Below are 16,938 nucleotides of genomic sequence, written 5' to 3'. Positions count from 1 at the left end.
AGTGGTCGCAACGAAAGGGGCGCGGGACACTGGGAGTATATCAGCGGGCAGTGAGGTGCAATGGTTAGAATGCACCGGCTCAATGTAGGGGTGCCTTTCCGTCGTTGTCGTTGTCGTTGTCGTGATCGGATTTGTGATACCGGCGAGGGTTCTCGCGCACCGCGTCGTTGCGCTGTCCGAGCGTCGCAAGCAGCACAACGATGCGTTGGTCTCGGGCGTGGCGATCGAAGCGCAGCCTTTCAGACGCTTGGCGGCCGTGGAGACGGCGGCGAAGTAGCGCCCGATCGACAGCGGGCCGCTCATGCCCACATTGAATCGCTTCTCCGATTACGACAACGATTACGACAACGACAACGCGAGAAGCAGTCCCTAATGGAACTGCTTCACTTGTTAGTGAACCCTTCCTTAGACCTGCTTGCAGGCGGCCAGCTTGACCTCGGACTGCGTGGTTCCGGCACGGCTGCCCTGGGCTTCCATCTTCTTCAGCACATCCATGCCGTCGACCACCTTGCCGAAGACGACATGCTTGCCGTCCAGCCAGGAGGTGTCGGCCACGGTGATGAAGAACTGCGACCCGTTGGTGTTCGGGCCGGCGTTGGCCATGGACAGGGTGCCGGGGCCGAAGTGCTTGAGCTTGAAGTTTTCGTCTTCGAACTTCTCACCGTAGATGGACTCGCCGCCGGTGCCGTTGCCGCGGGTGAAGTCGCCGCCCTGGATCATGAAGCCCGGAATGATGCGGTGGAAGGTGCTGCCCGCATAGGTCAGCGGTTTGCCGCTCTTGCCCATGCCCTTCTCGCCGGTGCACAGGGCGCGGAAGTTCTCCGCGGTTTTCGGCACCACGTCCGCGAACAGCTCGATGGTGATGGTGCCGGCGGGCTCGCCGCCGATGGTCACATCCAGGGCGACTTTCGGGTTGGCGGCCATGGCGGTCGGGGCGCCGACGGACAGGACAGCGGCGACAAGCAGATTGGGTGTCAGATTCATGAGGGTTCCGCGATGAGTGGTGATTGTGAATCGGATTCTAAGGCGATTCGCCTAACGGGTTCGCCCGGTTGCGGCCGGGCGGCGCATGATCAGGCCGCAGGCGGCGCCGATGCAAACTCCGTGTCCGCTCCCGCGAGGTCCGCGGGCGGCGGGCAGCGCTCGGCGAGACGGTTCGGCACTTCGCCGCGCTGGGCCTGATAGATGGCGCCGGACTCCAACATGACGAGCACCATCAGCGTTATCAACATGGGTGCAATCGCCACCCGTTGCAGCGCGATGAACATCAGGTCCTGCATGCCGGGTGATTTTTGGGCCTGAGCCAACAGCCAGCCCAGTCCGATCAGGCCGGTACCGACCAGATAGGCGATCATCAGCACTTGGTAGCGCGCGCCGGCCAACCGCCAGTGAGCGGCCAGAAACCAGGGGCCGTCCCGCGCGGCACGCCGGGCGCGCACCCAGGTGTAGCCCGCGATGGCGAGCGAGATACCCAGCGGCACCGCCACCCCCAGAACCTTGTACGGCGCCAGGGACGAATCCGACTCCACGAAACTCCCGCCCAGCAAGGCGATCAGCATCAGCAGATTGAACAGCACCAGATTGACCATGGCCAGCTCATGCGGCGTCTTGGCCTGACGGCGGACGGGTTCGGGGATCGGGAAGAACATGGCGGCGGGGTCCGTGATGGCGGCGCGTGCGCCGTAACCGCTGATTCTCCGCGTTCGGGGCGGACCCTGGCAATGGTTCTGATCGTCCGCGGGGGCCGCCTGTGCGATCATGCCGCGCCTTGCGTTGTTTGATCGTCGACGGAGTCCTCATGACCCAGCCCGAACTGACCCCTTATCCGGAAAACAGCCCGCAGGCCAGCCTGCGGCTCATCGCACTGTTCATCGTCTGCGACGGCGATGTCGCCGAGGGCGAGATCGACATCCTGGAGCGCCTGGGGATACTGGAGACACTGGGCGCGGATCGGGATCTGTTCGCCCAGGTGTTCGACGCCTACTGCGACGACCTCATCGCCCACGCCGGAACGTCCCGCTACGTGGGTCTGGCGGACCGGGACTGGGTGGACGGCGTGCTGGCCGGCGTCACCGATCCGGACCAACGACGCTTTCTGGCCAGCGCGCTGCTGTTGGTCGCCCGCTCGGACGGCTATTTCGCGGACGCCGAACTGACGGTCTACCGCCAGATGCTGGACCGCTGGGGTCTGGACCTGGATCAGTTGGGGGCCGGGTCCTGATCGGCGCGCGTCGCGAGGTATCGCCTTCGCATGTGATGCCCGGACATGGCCTTGGCCTAGCAGCCTGTCGGACTTTAGGCGATTTCCGAATAAGACGCTATCAAGAATCAAGCTCCGTAGGAGCCCGCTTGCGGGCGACGTGACCTGCCGGAATCGCGTCATTGTGCCCCCACCCGTCGCCCGCAAGCGGGCTCCTACGGGTAGGATTTTTCGCGGAAATCACTTTACGTTAGATTGTGGAGCAACAAAAAGCATTTTTGTTGGCTCATGCCCTTATCGTAGGGGCTAAGTCCGACAGGCTGCTAGGGGTGGGTTTGAAACCCGCCCCTACGAACCGTTCGTTTTGAGTGCGTCCAGCCGCTCGCCGGCCTCGCGGACCCCCTGACGCAGCGCCTGTTCGTACCATTCCCGGGCCTTGTCCGCGCGAGGTTTCGCAAGTGGCGAGGTGCCGGCCGACCAGTGCCGGGGATCGTACATTTCACCCATGGCGAAGCTGGCCGGGCCATAGCTGCGATTCGCCAGGTTGCGCACCAGGAAGAACCAGGGGTCGAGGCGGCCGGCGGCGCGCAGATCCTGGGCCAGCGGCCAGAGGGTGTCGATCGGCAGCGTTTCACCGGTGCCGATCAGGGCCTCCGCCAGGATGAACGCGTCGTGCGGCCGACCGGCGGTCCGCAACTGATCGGCCAGCGCCAGGAAGGCGCCGGTCGGAAGCGGCTGGGCACTGGCCGCGGGGGCCGCCGAACGGGCCGCGATCAGGCTCCGGGCGGTGCTGAGCGCCGCGTCGTCGCGGTGGGCCGCGATGAGCTGCTCCAGGCTGCCGGCCGGTGTCGCGGGCGCGTCGGGATCGGCAACGGCCGGGAGGGGCGGTGTCGGCCTGGTTGCGGTCGTGTGATTCGGACCTGTCGCCGTTCCCGAGTGCAAGCCGGGTTCCAGTGGTTGCAGCGCCACATAGAGGCCGGCGGCCGCCGCGACCAGCGCGAGCGCGCCGCCGCTGATGAGCCACACCCGCGGGGAGCGGCGCGCGGCCGGCGCTGAAGCGGGCGCCGGGTCGTGCACGCGGGTTCGAACGGGTTCCGCTGTCTTGTCACCCGCGGTGGCGGAGCGGGTCAGCGGGCCGACCCGGGTCGCCGCGGGCCATTGAGTCAACAAGGCATCCAGGTCCGCCGGACGGCGTGCCGGATCGGGGTCGAGCATGGCCGCCAACCAGGGCTGCAGGGTCTCCGGTATCCCGGTGAGGTCCGGGACACGTTGACGGGTCGCCAGGGCGTCCGCGAAGGACTCACCCATCGCCAGCGGGCGGCCGAGCGCGGCGGCGGCGAGGATCAGACCCAGGCTGTAGATGTCGGAGCGCCCGTCGACCGCTCCGCCGCAGAGCCCGAATTGTTCGGGCGAGGCGAAGCGGTACTTGCCGGCGAAGGATGACCCGATGATGGTCTCCTGGGTCGGGTCGGTGAGCTTGCTGAGTCCGAAATCGATCAGCTTGGCGGCGGCTACCTGATTGCCCGGCAGAATCACGTTGTCGGGCGAGAGATCCCGGTGCACGGCACCCCGGCGGTGCGCCTCGGCGAGCCCGGCGGCGAGCCGGTCGCGCAGCGTCAGCACCTCGTCCACCGGCAGGGGTCCGCCGCGCAGCCGGTCCCCCAGCGAGGGTCCGTCCACATACTCCATGACCAGGTAGTCCCGTCCTTGCGCATCGCGCACGAAGCCGTCGTAGCTCACCACGGCGTCATGACGGACGCCGCGCAGAACCTTGGCTTCGCGATAGAACAGATCCATGACCTGGCGGTTGGCCGCCATCGAGGGGCGGATCACCTTCACCGCGTGCTGGACGCCGACCCGCTCGTCGCGCGTCAGATAGACCTCGCCCATCCCGCCGCCGCCGAGCAAGCGCTCGACCCGATAGGTATTGGCCAGCAGGGTGCCGGGGGGGATGCCGTAGGCGCTGTCTGCCCCGATCACCTTGGTCGCTTCGTCGTTCATTTGTCCCCTTCGCGGACCTTGAGGTACTTTTTTCGCGCGGATTCTGGATTGCCGGACGCGGCCGGCGACGCTTAGACCATGAGCAGAAGTCAGCTATACTGAAACTCCACCCAACGGCAACGAGTCAGTGCGGCATGGAGTATACGATAACCGTCGCGCGCTACGGCGGCGTGGCGCCCGAGCGGCCCGTCAGTTGGTGCGTGTCCGCACCGGGTTGCACGATCGGGCGCAGCCCGGACAACGATCTACCGCTGAGCGATCCGGAGCGTGTCATCTCCGGGCATCACGCGCGCGTCGAACTGCGCGACGGCACCCTGTGGGTCACCGATCTGAGTACGAACGGAACCTTTCTCAATCAGGCCGCCGAGCGGCTGCCGGTCGGTCAGCAGGTGCAGATCCAGGTCGGCGATATCCTGCATGTGGGCGGCTATGAGCTGTGCGTCGAGACCGGTGCCTGCGGCGCGCCCGCGGAGCAATCGGCATCCCACGCGATCGACCCGTGCGGATTCGGCGGCGCCGAGGTGCCGATGCCGGGCGCTGAACTGAGCGCGAGCGCGGACATCATGGATATCCTTGGCCCCGGCGGTCGGAACGGGGTACCGATGCCGGGAACTCCGCGTCCGCCCGCCCTCTCGGCCGCCGCGGCAGGGCGGGCTCAGGCCGAGGATCCATTCGCCGATGCCGTGGCGTTCGACCCCTTCCTCGGCGGACCCGCCGAGCGGGCGGACGCGGCGCTGCTCACGCCGGCACCGACCCCCTTCGAGCATGTTTACCTGCGTGCGCCCGAGACCCAACCCGCGTCAAGCCAACCCAGTTCAAGCCAGGCGCAGCGGCCCGCGGAACCCTTATTCCCGGATGAATATGACCTGATGGCGGATGCTTTGGGTCCGGCAGCCGCCAGTCCTTCTGTCGCCGCGGTGCCGGCTGCCGCGCCTGCCGCGTTTGCTGAGCCGGTCTGGACGGAGCCGTTCGCCCCGGCAGCGGCAGCCCCTGAACCCGTGTTCGAGGCGCCCCCGTTGGCGGCGCCCGTCGTTGCGACGCCCCCATCAGACGACCCGCTGAGTTCAGCGTTCGATGCGCCGGACGCAGGGTCCGCCAGCCTCGGCGTCGCCCCCGCGGCCCCGCCGGCCGCGGTCGGCGAGTCAACCCCGCTGACCGCCCCCGGACCGGCCGCCGCGCCCGCCGCGTTACCGAGCGCTGACGGCAGCGGGCTCGCGGCCTTTCTGGCCGGCCTGGGCACCGGCGATCCGACCCAGGTCCGTGATCCCGACCTGTTTCTGCGCGAGGCCGGGCAATTGATGCGTGACCTCACCGCGGGCCTGACCGCGACCATGCAGGTGCGCGCCCAGTTCAAGAGCGAGCTGCGGTGCGCGGTAACCACCATCCGGGCCGTCGAGAACAACCCCTATAAGTTCTCCGTCGGGGTGGACGAAGCGCTGGAGCGGCTCTTCTTCCGGTCCGGCCCCGGCTATCTCCCGGCCGGCGAGGCCGCACGCGCCGCCTTCGAAGACATTCAGGCCCACGAGATGGCGATGATCGCCGGCTTGCGGGCCGCCTTACGCGCACTGCTCGCGCGTTTCGAGCCTGGCGAGCTGGAACAGCGACTGGGTGCCGCCTCCGGACTCGACAAGCTCCTGCCCATGGCGCGCAAGGCGCGCTTCTGGGATCTCTTCACCGAGACCTTCGCGCAGGTGGCGACCGACGCGGCGGACGACTTCATGCAGTTGTTCGGGGACGCCTTTACCCATGCCTACGAGGATCAGATCCAGCGGCTGGCGCAGGCGCGCGCCAAGGCCGCCGGACCGGCGGCGGGCCGTGGGCCCGGCCGGTCCGGCCGGTCCGGCCCGTCGTTTTGACTTCAGCGTGCGCCGAACAGCAAACCACTTAATCCGGCTTCAGGAGAGCAACGATGAGTGCAACCCCATTCGGACCGGCACGGCGCCGACAGTTCCTGGGTCTGTCGGCAGTGATAGTAGCGATCAGTTTACTGACGGCCTGCGGGAGCAAACCCAAGCCCGAGGACCCGAAGAAGGAGCCGGAGAAGCCGGTGCCGGAACTGCGGGTCGAGGTCATTGCCGCCCCCGATGCCAATCGTGACCCGAGCGGGCGGGCGCTGCCGATCGTGGTGCGGCTCTACGAATTGAAGGGCGAGGGCGCCTTTGCAGGCGCGGACTTCTTCAGCCTCTACGACCGCGAGCCCGCGACGCTGGGCGGCGACCTGATCGCGCGCGAAGAGGTCACACTGGTGCCGGGTCAGCGGCGGCTGGTCGTGCACCCGTTGAACCCTGCTGCCCGCTATCTTGGGGTGGTCGCGGCCTTTCGTGATATCGACCGCGCCGGATGGCGCGCGCTCGTCGCGCTGACGCCCGACCAGACCAATACGGTCCAGGTCGAGGTGCGGGCAGCGGCCGTTTCCGCCCAACTGCGCTGAGGGAGAGACCATGGCCTGGGACAACCGTGTGTTGTGGTCCGAGGGGCTGTTTCTGCAGCCCCACCACTTCCAGCAACACGACCGCTATCTGGAACATCTGGTGGAGTCCCAATCCGGACTCGGCTGCCCCTATCCCTGGGGCCTGTCACGGCTGACCATCGACCGGGATCTGCTCGCGCAGGGCCGGCTGGCCGTCACCGCGTGTGTCGGCCGGCTGCCGGACGGCACCCCCGTCGATGCTCCGCAGTGCGATCCGCTGCCGGCGCCGCTGCTCCTCGACGATGCCGCGGCCGGCCAGATCATCTACCTGGCGCTGCCGCTGCGCCGCCCCGGCGCACCGGAGAGCGGCGGCCCGGCGGTCCAGGAGACCATGCTGCGCTACCGCGCCGGTGAGTTGACGGTGCGTGACAACAGTCTGGGCGCGGCCACCGAGGCGCTGCTGGAGGTCGGGCGCCTCGATCTGCGTCTGCTGCGCGAGCGCGACGCCCGCGACGGTTTTGCCTGCTGCGGTGTCGCGCGGGTGCTGGAATGCCGCGCCGACCGGTTGGTGGTCCTCGATGAGGCGTACATCCCGCCCAGCCTGGACGTGCGGGCGTCCAGTCGCCTGGCCGGTTTCCTGGAGGAGGTGACCGGGCTCCTGCACCGCCAGGCCGAGGCGCGCGCGGGGCGGGTGCGCGGCGGCGGGCGCGGCGGGGTCGCGGACTGGGCCGACTTCCTGATGCTCCAGTTGATCAACCGCAGCGAACCGGTGACGGTCCACCTCTCACGCATCCAGGGATTGCATCCGGAGTCCTGCTACCGCTTTCTGCTCGGGCTCGCCGGTGAACTCGCCACCTATGCCGCGGAATCCAAGCGCCCGCCGGATTTCGCGCCGTACCGGCACGACGATCTGGATGCGACCTTTACCCCGCTGATGGAGCGCCTGCGGGACTACCTCAGCCGCGAATTGGTCGAGCGGGCCGTGGCGATTCCGATCGAGGAACGCAAGTTCGGTTTCCGGGTGGCGCTGGTGGCCGATCGGTCCCTGCTCACGGGGGCGCGTTTCGTGCTGGCCGCGCAGGCCGATCTGGACTCGCAAGTGCTGCGCAACCGCTTCCCGGCGCAGGCCAAGGTCGGACCCATCGAGCGCATTCAGGAGTTCGTCAAACTGGCCCTGCCGGGGATTGCTTTGCGGCCCCTGCCCACGGCTCCCCTGGAGATTCCCTATCACGCCGGCTGCGACTACTTCGAACTCGACCGTAACAGCGAGTTCTGGAAACCGCTGGCCGTCGGCGGGGGGCTCGGACTGCACATCGGCGGCGAGTTTCCGGGCTTGCAGCTCACCTTATGGGCGATTCGGGAGTAGCCTGTGACCGTCGACGATCCTTTCTTCGATCCCAATGACGCGGGTCCGACCGTCATCCGGCCGACCCCGGGCGGCCGGCGGTCGGCCGCCGGCGCACCGCTGCCGCCCATGGCGCCCCCGGCGTTCAGTCCGGCGCCGCCGCGCCCGGCGGGTGCGGCTGATCCTGGGGCGGGTTCGCGGCCGCTGCCGATCGCCACCGACAATCCGCTGGTCGCCTGTGCCGGTGACCTGCTCAGCGTCGCCAGCGAGCTGCGGGGCAGCGCAACGCACCGTGACCCGGCGGGGCTGCGCGAGCGTCTGGTGGGTCAGGTGCGGGACTTCGAGAACTGCGCCCGGGCCCGCGGCCTGGCGGACACAGCGGTGCTGCCGGCCCGTTATGTCGTGTGCGCCCTGCTGGACGAAGCGGTGCTGGACACGCCGTGGGGCAGTCAGAGCATCTGGAGCAAGCAGGGGCTCCTGGTCAGCTTCCACAATGAGACCTGGGGCGGCGAGAAGTTCTTCGATGCGCTCGACCGCCTGCTGACCTACCCGGCAGGTAACCTGCATCTTCTGGAACTGATGTATCTGTGTCTGGCCCAGGGCTTCGAAGGCCGCTACCGGGTGCGTGACGGGGGCCGCGATCAACTCGAACGGGTCCGCACCAACCTGTACCAGACCATCCGCGCCCAGCGCGGCGAACCGGAGCGGGAACTCTCTCCGCACTGGCGGGGGGTGACGCCCCAGCGCGACCCGCTGATCCAGCAGGTTCCGCTGTGGGTGCTCTCCGCCGTCGCCGGCCTCTTGCTGCTCGGACTCTTCACCGCCTTCACGTTCGCGCTCAGTCGCGACTCGGACCCGGTCTATTTGTCGTTGGCGACCCTCGATCGGGGGATTCCCGATCCGGCGGACCGGCCGCGCCGCGCCCTGCCGCCGCCGGTCGCGCCAACGCCCGAGGTCCCCCGGACCACCCTGCGTACCCTGCTCGCCGACGATATCGGCGCAGAGCGAATCGCCGTCGTCGAGGGACCGCAAGGCCAGACCCTGACGATCCGCGGTGACGGGCTCTTTGCCTCGGCGCAGGCCACCCTCACCCCGACGGTCGTACCGTTGATCGAGCGCATCGCCGCGGCCCTGGCGCAACTGCCCGGTCCGGTGCTGGTGACCGGCCACAGCGACAGCGCCCCCATCAAGTCGCTGCGCTATCCGTCCAACTGGCATCTGTCGCAAGCGCGCGCGGACGAGGTGACCAAACGGCTCGGGCAGCTCACCAAAGACCCGGGACGCTTCACCGGCGAGGGCCGCGCCGACGCCGAGCCGGTGGTACCGGAAAACCCCCGCGATGCGCGCAACCGCCGCGTCGAGATCACGCTGCAGCGGCCGAGCGCGGCCAGATCGCCCGCCGCGGGGGCGCCGTCCGGACCCCGCGCCGAGGGACTCGCACCATGAAGGCAGTGTTTGGATTTCTCACGGCACGGTGGTTCCTGGCCCTGTTGGGCACCGCCGCGCTGGCGGCCCTGGTGTGGTTCATCGGCCCCCTGTTCGGCTTCGCCGGGCGCGTACCGCTCGAACCGGAGGCGGCACGCTGGTGGGTCATCGGCAGTCTGTTCGCCCTGTGGGCGCTGTGGCAGATCGGCGCGGCGGTCGCGGCCAGGATGCGCAACCGCCGCCTGATGGAGCAACTCGCGGCCGGTCCCGCCGCCGCGCCCGACCCGACGCAGGCGGCCTCCGCGGAGGAGCTGGCGACGCTGAAGCAGCGCTTCGATGAGGCGCTGTCGCTGCTCAAGGGCTCCGCGGGCCGCAAAGGGCTTGGCGGGCACTGGGTCTATCAACTGCCCTGGTATCTGATCATCGGCCCGCCCGGCTGCGGCAAGACCACCGCCCTGATCAATTCGGGGCTGCGCTTCCCGCTCGCCGAGCGGCTGGGGCAGGACCCGGTCCGCGGTGTGGGCGGCACCCGCAACTGCGATTGGTGGTTCTCGGATCAGGCCGTGCTGTTGGACACGGCGGGGCGCTACACCACGCAGGACAGTTATGCCCAGGTCGACAACGCCGCCTGGACCGGCTTTCTGGCGCTGCTCAAGCGCCATCGCCCGCGGCGCCCCATCAACGGGGTGCTGGTGGCGGTCAGCTTATCCGATCTGCTGCAACTCTCCCCGACCGAGCGGGCCGCCCATGCCCAGGCGATCCGCCAGCGCGTGCAGGAGATTTACACCGCCTTCCGCATTCGCGTCCCGCTCTATGTCCTGTTCATGAAGGCCGATTTGGTGGCCGGCTTTATGGAGTATTTCGCGGATCTCGGCAAAGAGGGGCGCGAACAAGTGTGGGGCATGACCTTCCCCTTCGACCCCGCCCCCACGGCCCCGGGCACACTGAGCGGTTTCCACGCCGAGCACCAGGTGCTGTCACAGCGGCTCGATCAGCATCTGCTCGGGCGGATGCAGGAGGAGCGCGACCCCCGGCGGCGCGGTCTGGTGTTCAACTTCCCGCGCCAGTTCGCCGCGCTGGGCGAGACGATCGAACAGTTTCTCACCGACGCGCTGGAGTCCACCCGCTATGAGGTGCGGCCCCTGGTCCGCGGGGTCTATTTCACCAGCGGCACCCAGACCGGCACCCCGATCGACCGGGTGCTCGCGGCCATTGCCGCCAACTTCGGCCTCGGGCGGCAGGGGCCGGCGCCCTTCAGCGGCACTGCCAAGACGTTTTTCGTCAACCGTCTGCTCACCGATGTGGTGTTTCCGGAGGCCCCGCTCGCCGGGCTCGACCCGCGCCAGGAACAGCGGCGGCGCTGGCTGCGCTGGGGCGCTTATGCGGGGGCCGTGCTGCTCGCCGTGACGGCCGGCGCGCTCTGGAGTCTGAGCTACGCGCGCAACCGCGCCTATATCGCCGAGGTCGCCACCCAAGTCGCCGCGATCCAGACGCAGATCGATGCGCTGGAGCCCGGCGGGCGCGATGTGCTCGCCGTCCTGCCGCTGCTCGACGCCGCCCGCCGCATTTCCGGCGGTTATGCCGAGCGCGACGCCGGCACACCGCTGACCATGGGATTCGGCCTCTATCAGGGGGGCAAGCTGGGTTCCCAGGCGCAGCGGACCTATCGACGGGTTCTGATGCGCGTCTTGCTGCCCGCGGTGATCCTGCGGCTGGAGGAGCAAATCCGCCAGGGCGCGGCCGACCCGGCGACTCTCTACGAGGCCTTGCGTTCCTATTTGATGCTGGGCGATGCGGAGCACTACGACCCCGACCAGTTGCAAATCCGGATCGAGCGTGACTGGGCGCGCAGTCTGCCGCGGGAGACCACGACCGAGCAGCGCGAGGCCCTGGCCGGCCATCTGGCCGCCTTGCTGGAGACCCGGCCGAGTCCGTTACCCTTGGCGCTGGATGCGGATCTGATCGGGCAGGCGCGCGAGATCCTGAGCAGTGCCCCGCCGGCCACCCGGGTCTATGCGCAGTTGAAGCAAGCGGGTCCGGGCGCGGGGCTGCCCGACTTCACCATCGCCACCGCCGGCGGCGATCTGGCCAAGCTGGTGTTCCAGCGGCGCAGCGGCAAGCCGATCAACCAGGGCATTCCCGCGCTCTACACCTACGCGGGCTACCATCAGGGGTTCGACGCGGTGACCGCCCGCCTGATCGCGGATGAGGCCGAGGAGAGCTGGGTCCTGGGCCCGACCGCGCGGCTCACCCCCGGCAGCCCCGAGGCCAAGGCGCTGATCGAAGCCGTCCGCACGGCCTACTTACGCGACTATGTGGCGCAGTGGAACAGCCTGCTCGAAGACCTCGCAGTGGTCCCGGCGCGGGATTTGCCGCACGCGGCCGAGGTGGCCGATGCGCTCGCCTCCCCGGACGACTCGCCGTTGCGTCGGCTGCTGGTCGCGGCCGCCCGCGAGACTGAACTCGATCGTCCGACGGAATCGGAGGCGGCCGGCGACAAGGCGGCCAAGATCGCGGCCAGGGCCGCCGGCGCCACGAGCATGGTCACTAACCTGCGCAACCAGGTCGGCCGCTATTTCGATACCCCCACCACTGAAGAGCAGCCGGGCGAGGCGCCGGAAGCCTATGTGACGCGCCGTTTCGCCTGGCTGCACGATCTGGTCCAGGGTAAGGGCGATCGGCCCGCACCGCTGGATAAGTCCCTGGAGAGTGTCGGTCAACTCGGGGCGCACCTGCGTTCGGTGGCTGCTGCCGCCACCACCGGGCGCGGCACCCTGGCGGTCGGCACCGGGTCCGAGATCCAGGCGGCCAAACAGGCGGCCGCCGCCCAACCGCCGGTCCTCGCCGCATTGCTCGGTGCGCTGGCGGAGGATAGCGCCGGTCTGGTGGCCGGGGGCGCGCGGTCACACCTGAACAATCTTTGGACATCCGAGATCCTGCCATTCTGTCGCGAGGCGATCCAAGGCCGCTATCCGTTCGATAAGGGCAGCGCCAGGGACACCACTCTGGCCGACTTCGGGCAACTGTTCGGCCCCGGCAGACTGCTGGAGACCTTCTTCAAGACCAACCTGGCCCCTCTGGCGGACACCTCGCGCCGCCAGTGGCGCTGGGTGAACGCCGACTTGGGTATCCCCGCGTCGGTCCTGACCGCGTTCCAGCGGGCCGCGACCATCCGCGACGCTTTCTTCGCGGCGGGGGCCAAGGTCCCTGGGGTGGAGTTTGCACTGACCCCGACCAGTCTCGACCCGCGGGCGACCCAGGTCACGCTCGATCTGGGCGGTCAACTCCTTGATTACCGCCATGGGCCAATCAAGGCGCAGGTGCTCAAGTGGCCTGCTCCTGAAGGGCTCGGCCAGGTGCGGTTGGTGTTCACCGGGGTCGACGGAAAGACGCCGGGTCAGACCGAAGAGGGTCCCTGGGCCTGGTTTCGGGTGCTCGACCGGGCCCGGCTGCAGCCCACCGGACAGCCGGAACTGTTCCGCCTGACCTTTGCCCTGGGCGGGCTGTCGGCAGCCTTCGAGTTACGTGCGATGAGTGTGCGCAATCCCTTCCAACTCGACGAATTGCGCGGCTTCGTCTGCCCGGAGCGGCTATGAGCACGGGAAACCCGGTCGGGACCGGGTTCTACGGCAAGCTCCCGCACCTGGGTGACTTCGTCGGCCGGCGCTTGTCCACCGCGCTGATCGAGCCCTGGGACCAATGGCTGCAAGCCTCGCTGGCGGCCAGCCGTACCCGTCTCGGCGAGGCGTGGCTGGAGCACTATCTCACCAGTCCACTGTGGCGCTTTGTCCTTAGTCCCGGCGTGGCGGGGCAGGGGGCCTGGGCCGGGGTCCTGATGCCGAGCGTGGATCGGGTGGGGCGTTACTTCCCACTCACCCTCGCTGGTTCGCTGCCGACCGGGACCAACCCCTGCCGGCTGTTGCAGGTCACCGGCTGGTTCGAGCGGGCGGAGGCGCTGGCCCTGTCCGTCCTCGATGACCCCTTCTCGTTGGATGACTTCGACGCCAAGGTCCTGGCGCTGGGTGACCCCATCGGCGCGGATGGCAGGATCGGCCCTCCCGAGCCAGGTCGTGGACGACCCAATGCCTGGCACCTGAGCACGGCCGACGGACCGGTCGACGGGGCCTGCCTGACCCTGCTGGACCAGGCCATGAATCAGGTGTTCCTCGCCTACAGCCTGTGGTGGAGCCAGGGGTCCGACCTGGTCGCACCCTCGCTGCTGGCCTGTCAGGGGTTGCCGCCGCCCGATGGCTTTGCCGCGCTTCTCAATGGCGATTGGTCCGGGGGCGATTGGCGGCTGCTCGGGGAGGCGCCGCGCACCGCGGGCCCGGAGGCGTGACGTGGACGATCCCTGCCCCGGCTTCCGCTGGATCTCGGGTGGTGCGACCGATCAGGGGATGCGCCGCTCCGTCAATCAGGACGCCTTCCTGGACCGCCCCGACCTGGGGCTCTGGGCGGTCGCCGACGGGATGGGCGGGCACCGCGACGGCGATCGGGCGAGTCGGCTGCTGGTCGAGGCGCTCGCGGCCCTGCCGCACCCACGCCTGCTCGGGGCGGCAGGAGACGCTGTGCGCGCGGCCCTGACGGCCGTCAACCGGGCGCTGTTCGATGAGTCCGCCGCCGCCGGCAGCGACGTCATCGGCAGCACCATCGTCACCCTGATCGCGGTCGGCGATCACTGCGGCATCCTGTGGGTGGGGGACAGCCGCGTCTACCGGTTGCGTGACGGCGTCATCGCCCGGCTCACCCGTGACCACACCCAGGTCCAGGCCCTGGTCGACCAGGGGCTGCTGACCCCGGAACAGGCCGAAGGCCATCCCTATTCCAATGTCCTGGCCCGCGCCATCGGCGCGGACGTTCAGGTTGAGATCGACACCCGCATCGAACCCCTGCGTGACGGCGACCGCTACCTGCTGTGCAGCGACGGGCTGGACAAGGAACTGAGTGATCCGGAAATTGCCGTGCTGCTTGGCTTGACTCATAGCGGTGCCGACCTCGGGCCTATCGCCCAGACCTTGGTGCAGCGTGCCTGCGAGGCCGGTGGACGCGACAACGTCACGGCCGTCGTCGTTCAGTTTGAGCGGCGTGCGTAGTCAGGGCTTCCAGCCCTGACAGTGTCAGGCCAGGATGGCCTCATTCCATACAAAACCGTCGAATGAACCCGCGCAGCAGTTCGATGGTCGGCGGGATACGCGCGATCTCCAGGTACTCGTCCGGTTGATGGGCCTGGGCGATATCGCCGGGACCCAGGATCAGGGTCTGCATCCCCAACTGGTCGAAAAACGGTGCCTCGGTGCCGAACCCGACCGCCTCGGCGGCGTACCCGGTCAGCGCCTCGCCGGCCCGCACGATGGCCGCGCCCGCCGGTGTCTCGACCGGCGGGATGGGCGGGAACAGCGGCTCCACCACCCAGGCAAGCCCGCGCCGTTCGGCCACGGCCGACACCCGGCGGGTGAGTTCGTCGCGCAGATCCGTGGGGTCGAGCCCCGGTAGGACCCGCAGGTCCAGGTGCAGTTCGCACTCGCCGCAGATGCGATTGGGGTTGTCGCCGCCGTGGATATAACCCGGATTGATGGTCGGATAGGGGACCGCGAACGCCGGGTGATGATGGGTGCGCTGCAGCTCATCGCGCCAGGCGAGGATGGCGGTCAGGGCCTCATGCATCCCCTCCATCGCATTGTTGCCCAGGCGCGGGTCACTGGCGTGGCCGCTGCGCCCGATCAGCCGCACCGCCTCGCCCATCACCCCTTTGTGTGTGCGCACCGGCCGTAAACCCGTGGGCTCACCGATCACCGCATAGCGTCCCAGCGGGCGGCCCGTATCGACCAGGGCGCGCGCGCCGGTCATCGACGACTCTTCATCCGCGGTGGCGAGGATCATCAGGGGTCGGGTCAGATCCCGCGCCGTCAGCCCGCGCGCCGCCTCGATCGCCAGTGCCAGAAAGGATTTCATGTCCGCGGTGCCGAGGCCATAGTAGCGGCCGTCCGCCTCGGTCAGCGCCAGTGGGTCGTACGACCAATAGGGCTCGTCATAGGGAACCGTATCCGTGTGTCCGGCCAGGACCAGCCCGCCGGGTCCGGCGCCCAGGGTCGCGAGCAGATTGGTCTTGCCCGGATGGCCGGGGATCGGCAGGATCTCGACCCGGAACCCGGCCGCATCGAGCCAGCCGGCCAACAGATCGATCAGCGGTCGGTTACTGTGGTCGAAGGCCGGCGCGAGACTGCTGACCGACAGGGTGCCGATCAAGCCTTGCAGCATCGGGAGTAGGGCGGGGGCCTGGCTGGACATGGCTGCTCCGTAGTGTGTGAGTACCCGACGGGAAGTGCGAAAGGCGGGTGACCCCTAGGATCTTGGTGTCGATTTCCGAGTCGATAGCTCCTGAGGCTAGTGATGGGCCAAGGATAAGTCAAACTCGTAGCGGCCCAAGAGCAGGATGCGGTGAGGAACGGACACTGGTGGCGAATTCTCCTGGCTCCTGCGAGTCGCATACTCGGCGGCAACCTGTTAACGCTCCGCGGTGTCAAAAGGATTGACTGCCCGTTGCCCCAGGAGGCTCCGATGTCACTCCAATCCGCCCCAGCGTTCGAGATTCCCGAAGAAACCCGCAGGGTTGCCTGCGCGGCTTTTCCGCGTGGCGTGTTCTGCTTGACGATCGCCGATGCCGTGGGTCCACTTTACACCGACGATCGGTTTGCCGATCTGTTCCCGCGACGCGGGCAACCGGCCGAGGCGCCGGGACGCCTGGCCTGGGTAACCGTGCTCCAGTTCGTTGAGAACCTGTCCGATCGCGCAGCAGCAGACGCGGTGCGGGGACGGCTGGATTGGAAATACCTGCTCGGGCTCGAGCTGACCGATCCGGGATTTGACCATACCGTGTTGAGCGAATTTCGTGCGCGCCTGACGACCGGACAGGCCGAACAGCGTCTGCTCGACACCTTGCTGGTGCAGTTGCAGGAGATGGGGTTGCTCAAGGCGCGCGGTCGTCAACGCACCGATTCGACCCATATCCTGGCCGCGGTACGCACCCTCAACCGACTGGAACGGGTCGGCGAAACGCTGCGTGCCGCGTTGAATGCCGTAGCAAGCGTAGTACCCGACTGGCTGTGCACGATCGCCCCGTCCGCCTGGTACGAGCGTTATGGCCACCGCATCGAAAACTACCGCTTGCCCCCGGGCAAGGAGGCGCGCGACGGTCTGGCGGCCGAGATCGGGAGCGATGGGCACGTGCTGTTGGACGCCATCGACGCGGCGCCCGCGCAGGCCTGGCTCAACAACCTCCCGGCGATACAGACACTGCGGCAGGTGTGGGAGCAGCAATACTGCCTGCGCGACGGCGCGCTCGCGTGGCGCCCGGGGCACGAATTATCCGCTCTAGCCGAGCGGGTCGAGTCGCCTTACGACCCGCAGGCGCGCTACAGCACCAAGCGCAGCGTGGACTGGGTTGGCTACAAAGTTCACTTCACGGAGACCTGCGACCCGGGGACTGCGCATGTGATCGTGAACGTCGAGACCACGGTGGCGAGTGTTCCCGACGCCCACCTGCTCACGACCGTGCAT

13 protein-coding genes are annotated in these 16,938 nt (G+C 68.4%); 9 read left to right on the top strand and 4 right to left on the bottom strand.

Features of this window, described 5'->3' with window-relative positions; translation table 11 throughout:
- Positions 1 to 405: 405 nt before the first annotated feature.
- Positions 406 to 984 carry a peptidylprolyl isomerase gene (locus A39O_RS0122690; RefSeq protein ID WP_020506962.1) on the bottom strand — a complete coding sequence of 193 codons (579 nt, stop codon included), beginning with the start codon at positions 982 to 984 and terminating at the stop codon, positions 406 to 408.
- Positions 985 to 1,073: 89 nt separating this feature from the next.
- Positions 1,074 to 1,760, bottom strand: coding sequence for a hypothetical protein (locus tag A39O_RS0122685; RefSeq protein ID WP_020506961.1), 687 nt, complete (start codon positions 1,758 to 1,760; stop codon positions 1,074 to 1,076).
- A gap of 38 nt (positions 1,761 to 1,798) precedes the next feature.
- Here A39O_RS0122685 and A39O_RS0122680 point away from each other — a divergent pair, with 38 nt between their 5' ends.
- A complete protein-coding gene (locus A39O_RS0122680) occupies positions 1,799 to 2,221 on the top strand; it encodes a tellurite resistance TerB family protein (protein ID WP_020506960.1) in 423 nt (140 codons plus the stop codon).
- Between the two features lie 327 nt (positions 2,222 to 2,548).
- Here A39O_RS0122680 and A39O_RS34690 read toward each other — a convergent pair whose 3' ends face one another.
- Complete coding sequence (locus tag A39O_RS34690) at positions 2,549 to 4,201, bottom strand: serine/threonine-protein kinase (RefSeq protein WP_051088872.1); 1,653 nt, start codon at positions 4,199 to 4,201, stop codon at positions 2,549 to 2,551.
- A gap of 134 nt (positions 4,202 to 4,335) precedes the next feature.
- Between A39O_RS34690 and tagH the strand changes: the two genes are divergently transcribed.
- Genes tagH through A39O_RS0122640 form a run of 7 tightly spaced genes read left to right on the top strand, consistent with a single transcriptional unit; the run spans position 4,336 to position 14,474 of the window.
- Positions 4,336 to 6,057 (top strand): type VI secretion system-associated FHA domain protein TagH, encoded by a 1,722-nt coding sequence (gene tagH, locus A39O_RS0122670; RefSeq protein WP_020506959.1) that lies wholly within the window; start codon positions 4,336 to 4,338, stop codon positions 6,055 to 6,057.
- A gap of 53 nt (positions 6,058 to 6,110) precedes the next feature.
- Positions 6,111 to 6,632 carry a type VI secretion system lipoprotein TssJ gene (gene tssJ, locus A39O_RS0122665; protein WP_020506958.1) on the top strand — a complete coding sequence of 174 codons (522 nt, stop codon included), beginning with the start codon at positions 6,111 to 6,113 and terminating at the stop codon, positions 6,630 to 6,632.
- 10 nt (positions 6,633 to 6,642) lie between these two features.
- Positions 6,643 to 7,977, top strand: a complete 1,335-nt coding sequence (gene tssK, locus A39O_RS0122660) for a type VI secretion system baseplate subunit TssK (protein ID WP_020506957.1) — start codon at positions 6,643 to 6,645, stop codon at positions 7,975 to 7,977.
- Between the two features lie 3 nt (positions 7,978 to 7,980).
- On the top strand, positions 7,981 to 9,402 hold the full coding sequence (gene icmH / locus A39O_RS0122655) for a type IVB secretion system protein IcmH/DotU (protein WP_020506956.1): 1,422 nt from the start codon (positions 7,981 to 7,983) through the stop codon (positions 9,400 to 9,402).
- Positions 9,399 to 12,977, top strand: a complete 3,579-nt coding sequence (gene tssM / locus A39O_RS0122650) for a type VI secretion system membrane subunit TssM (RefSeq protein WP_020506955.1) — start codon at positions 9,399 to 9,401, stop codon at positions 12,975 to 12,977. The genes icmH and tssM overlap by 4 nt, the downstream gene beginning before the upstream one ends.
- A complete protein-coding gene (gene tagF, locus A39O_RS0122645) occupies positions 12,974 to 13,720 on the top strand; it encodes a type VI secretion system-associated protein TagF (protein ID WP_020506954.1) in 747 nt (248 codons plus the stop codon). The genes tssM and tagF overlap by 4 nt, the downstream gene beginning before the upstream one ends.
- Position 13,721: 1 nt before the next feature.
- Positions 13,722 to 14,474 carry a PP2C family protein-serine/threonine phosphatase gene (locus tag A39O_RS0122640; protein ID WP_040528519.1) on the top strand — a complete coding sequence of 251 codons (753 nt, stop codon included), beginning with the start codon at positions 13,722 to 13,724 and terminating at the stop codon, positions 14,472 to 14,474.
- A 40-nt stretch (positions 14,475 to 14,514) separates the two neighbouring features.
- On the opposite strand, the gene argE is transcribed toward A39O_RS0122640, so the two are convergent.
- Entirely contained in the window at positions 14,515 to 15,669 is a 1,155-nt protein-coding gene (argE, locus tag A39O_RS0122635) for an acetylornithine deacetylase (protein WP_026199662.1), read from the bottom strand.
- A 270-nt stretch (positions 15,670 to 15,939) separates the two neighbouring features.
- Here argE and A39O_RS41160 point away from each other — a divergent pair.
- A partial coding sequence (locus tag A39O_RS41160) for an IS5/IS1182 family transposase (protein WP_020506951.1) occupies positions 15,940 to 16,938 on the top strand: 999 nt, incomplete at its 3' end.

It is taken from the genome of Lamprocystis purpurea DSM 4197, from assembly GCF_000379525.1.
Classification (GTDB): Bacteria; Pseudomonadota; Gammaproteobacteria; order Chromatiales; family Chromatiaceae; genus Thiodictyon; species Thiodictyon purpureum.
The sequence above is the reverse complement of the archived record's forward strand: the minus strand, read 5'-3'. Positions and strand labels throughout refer to the sequence as shown.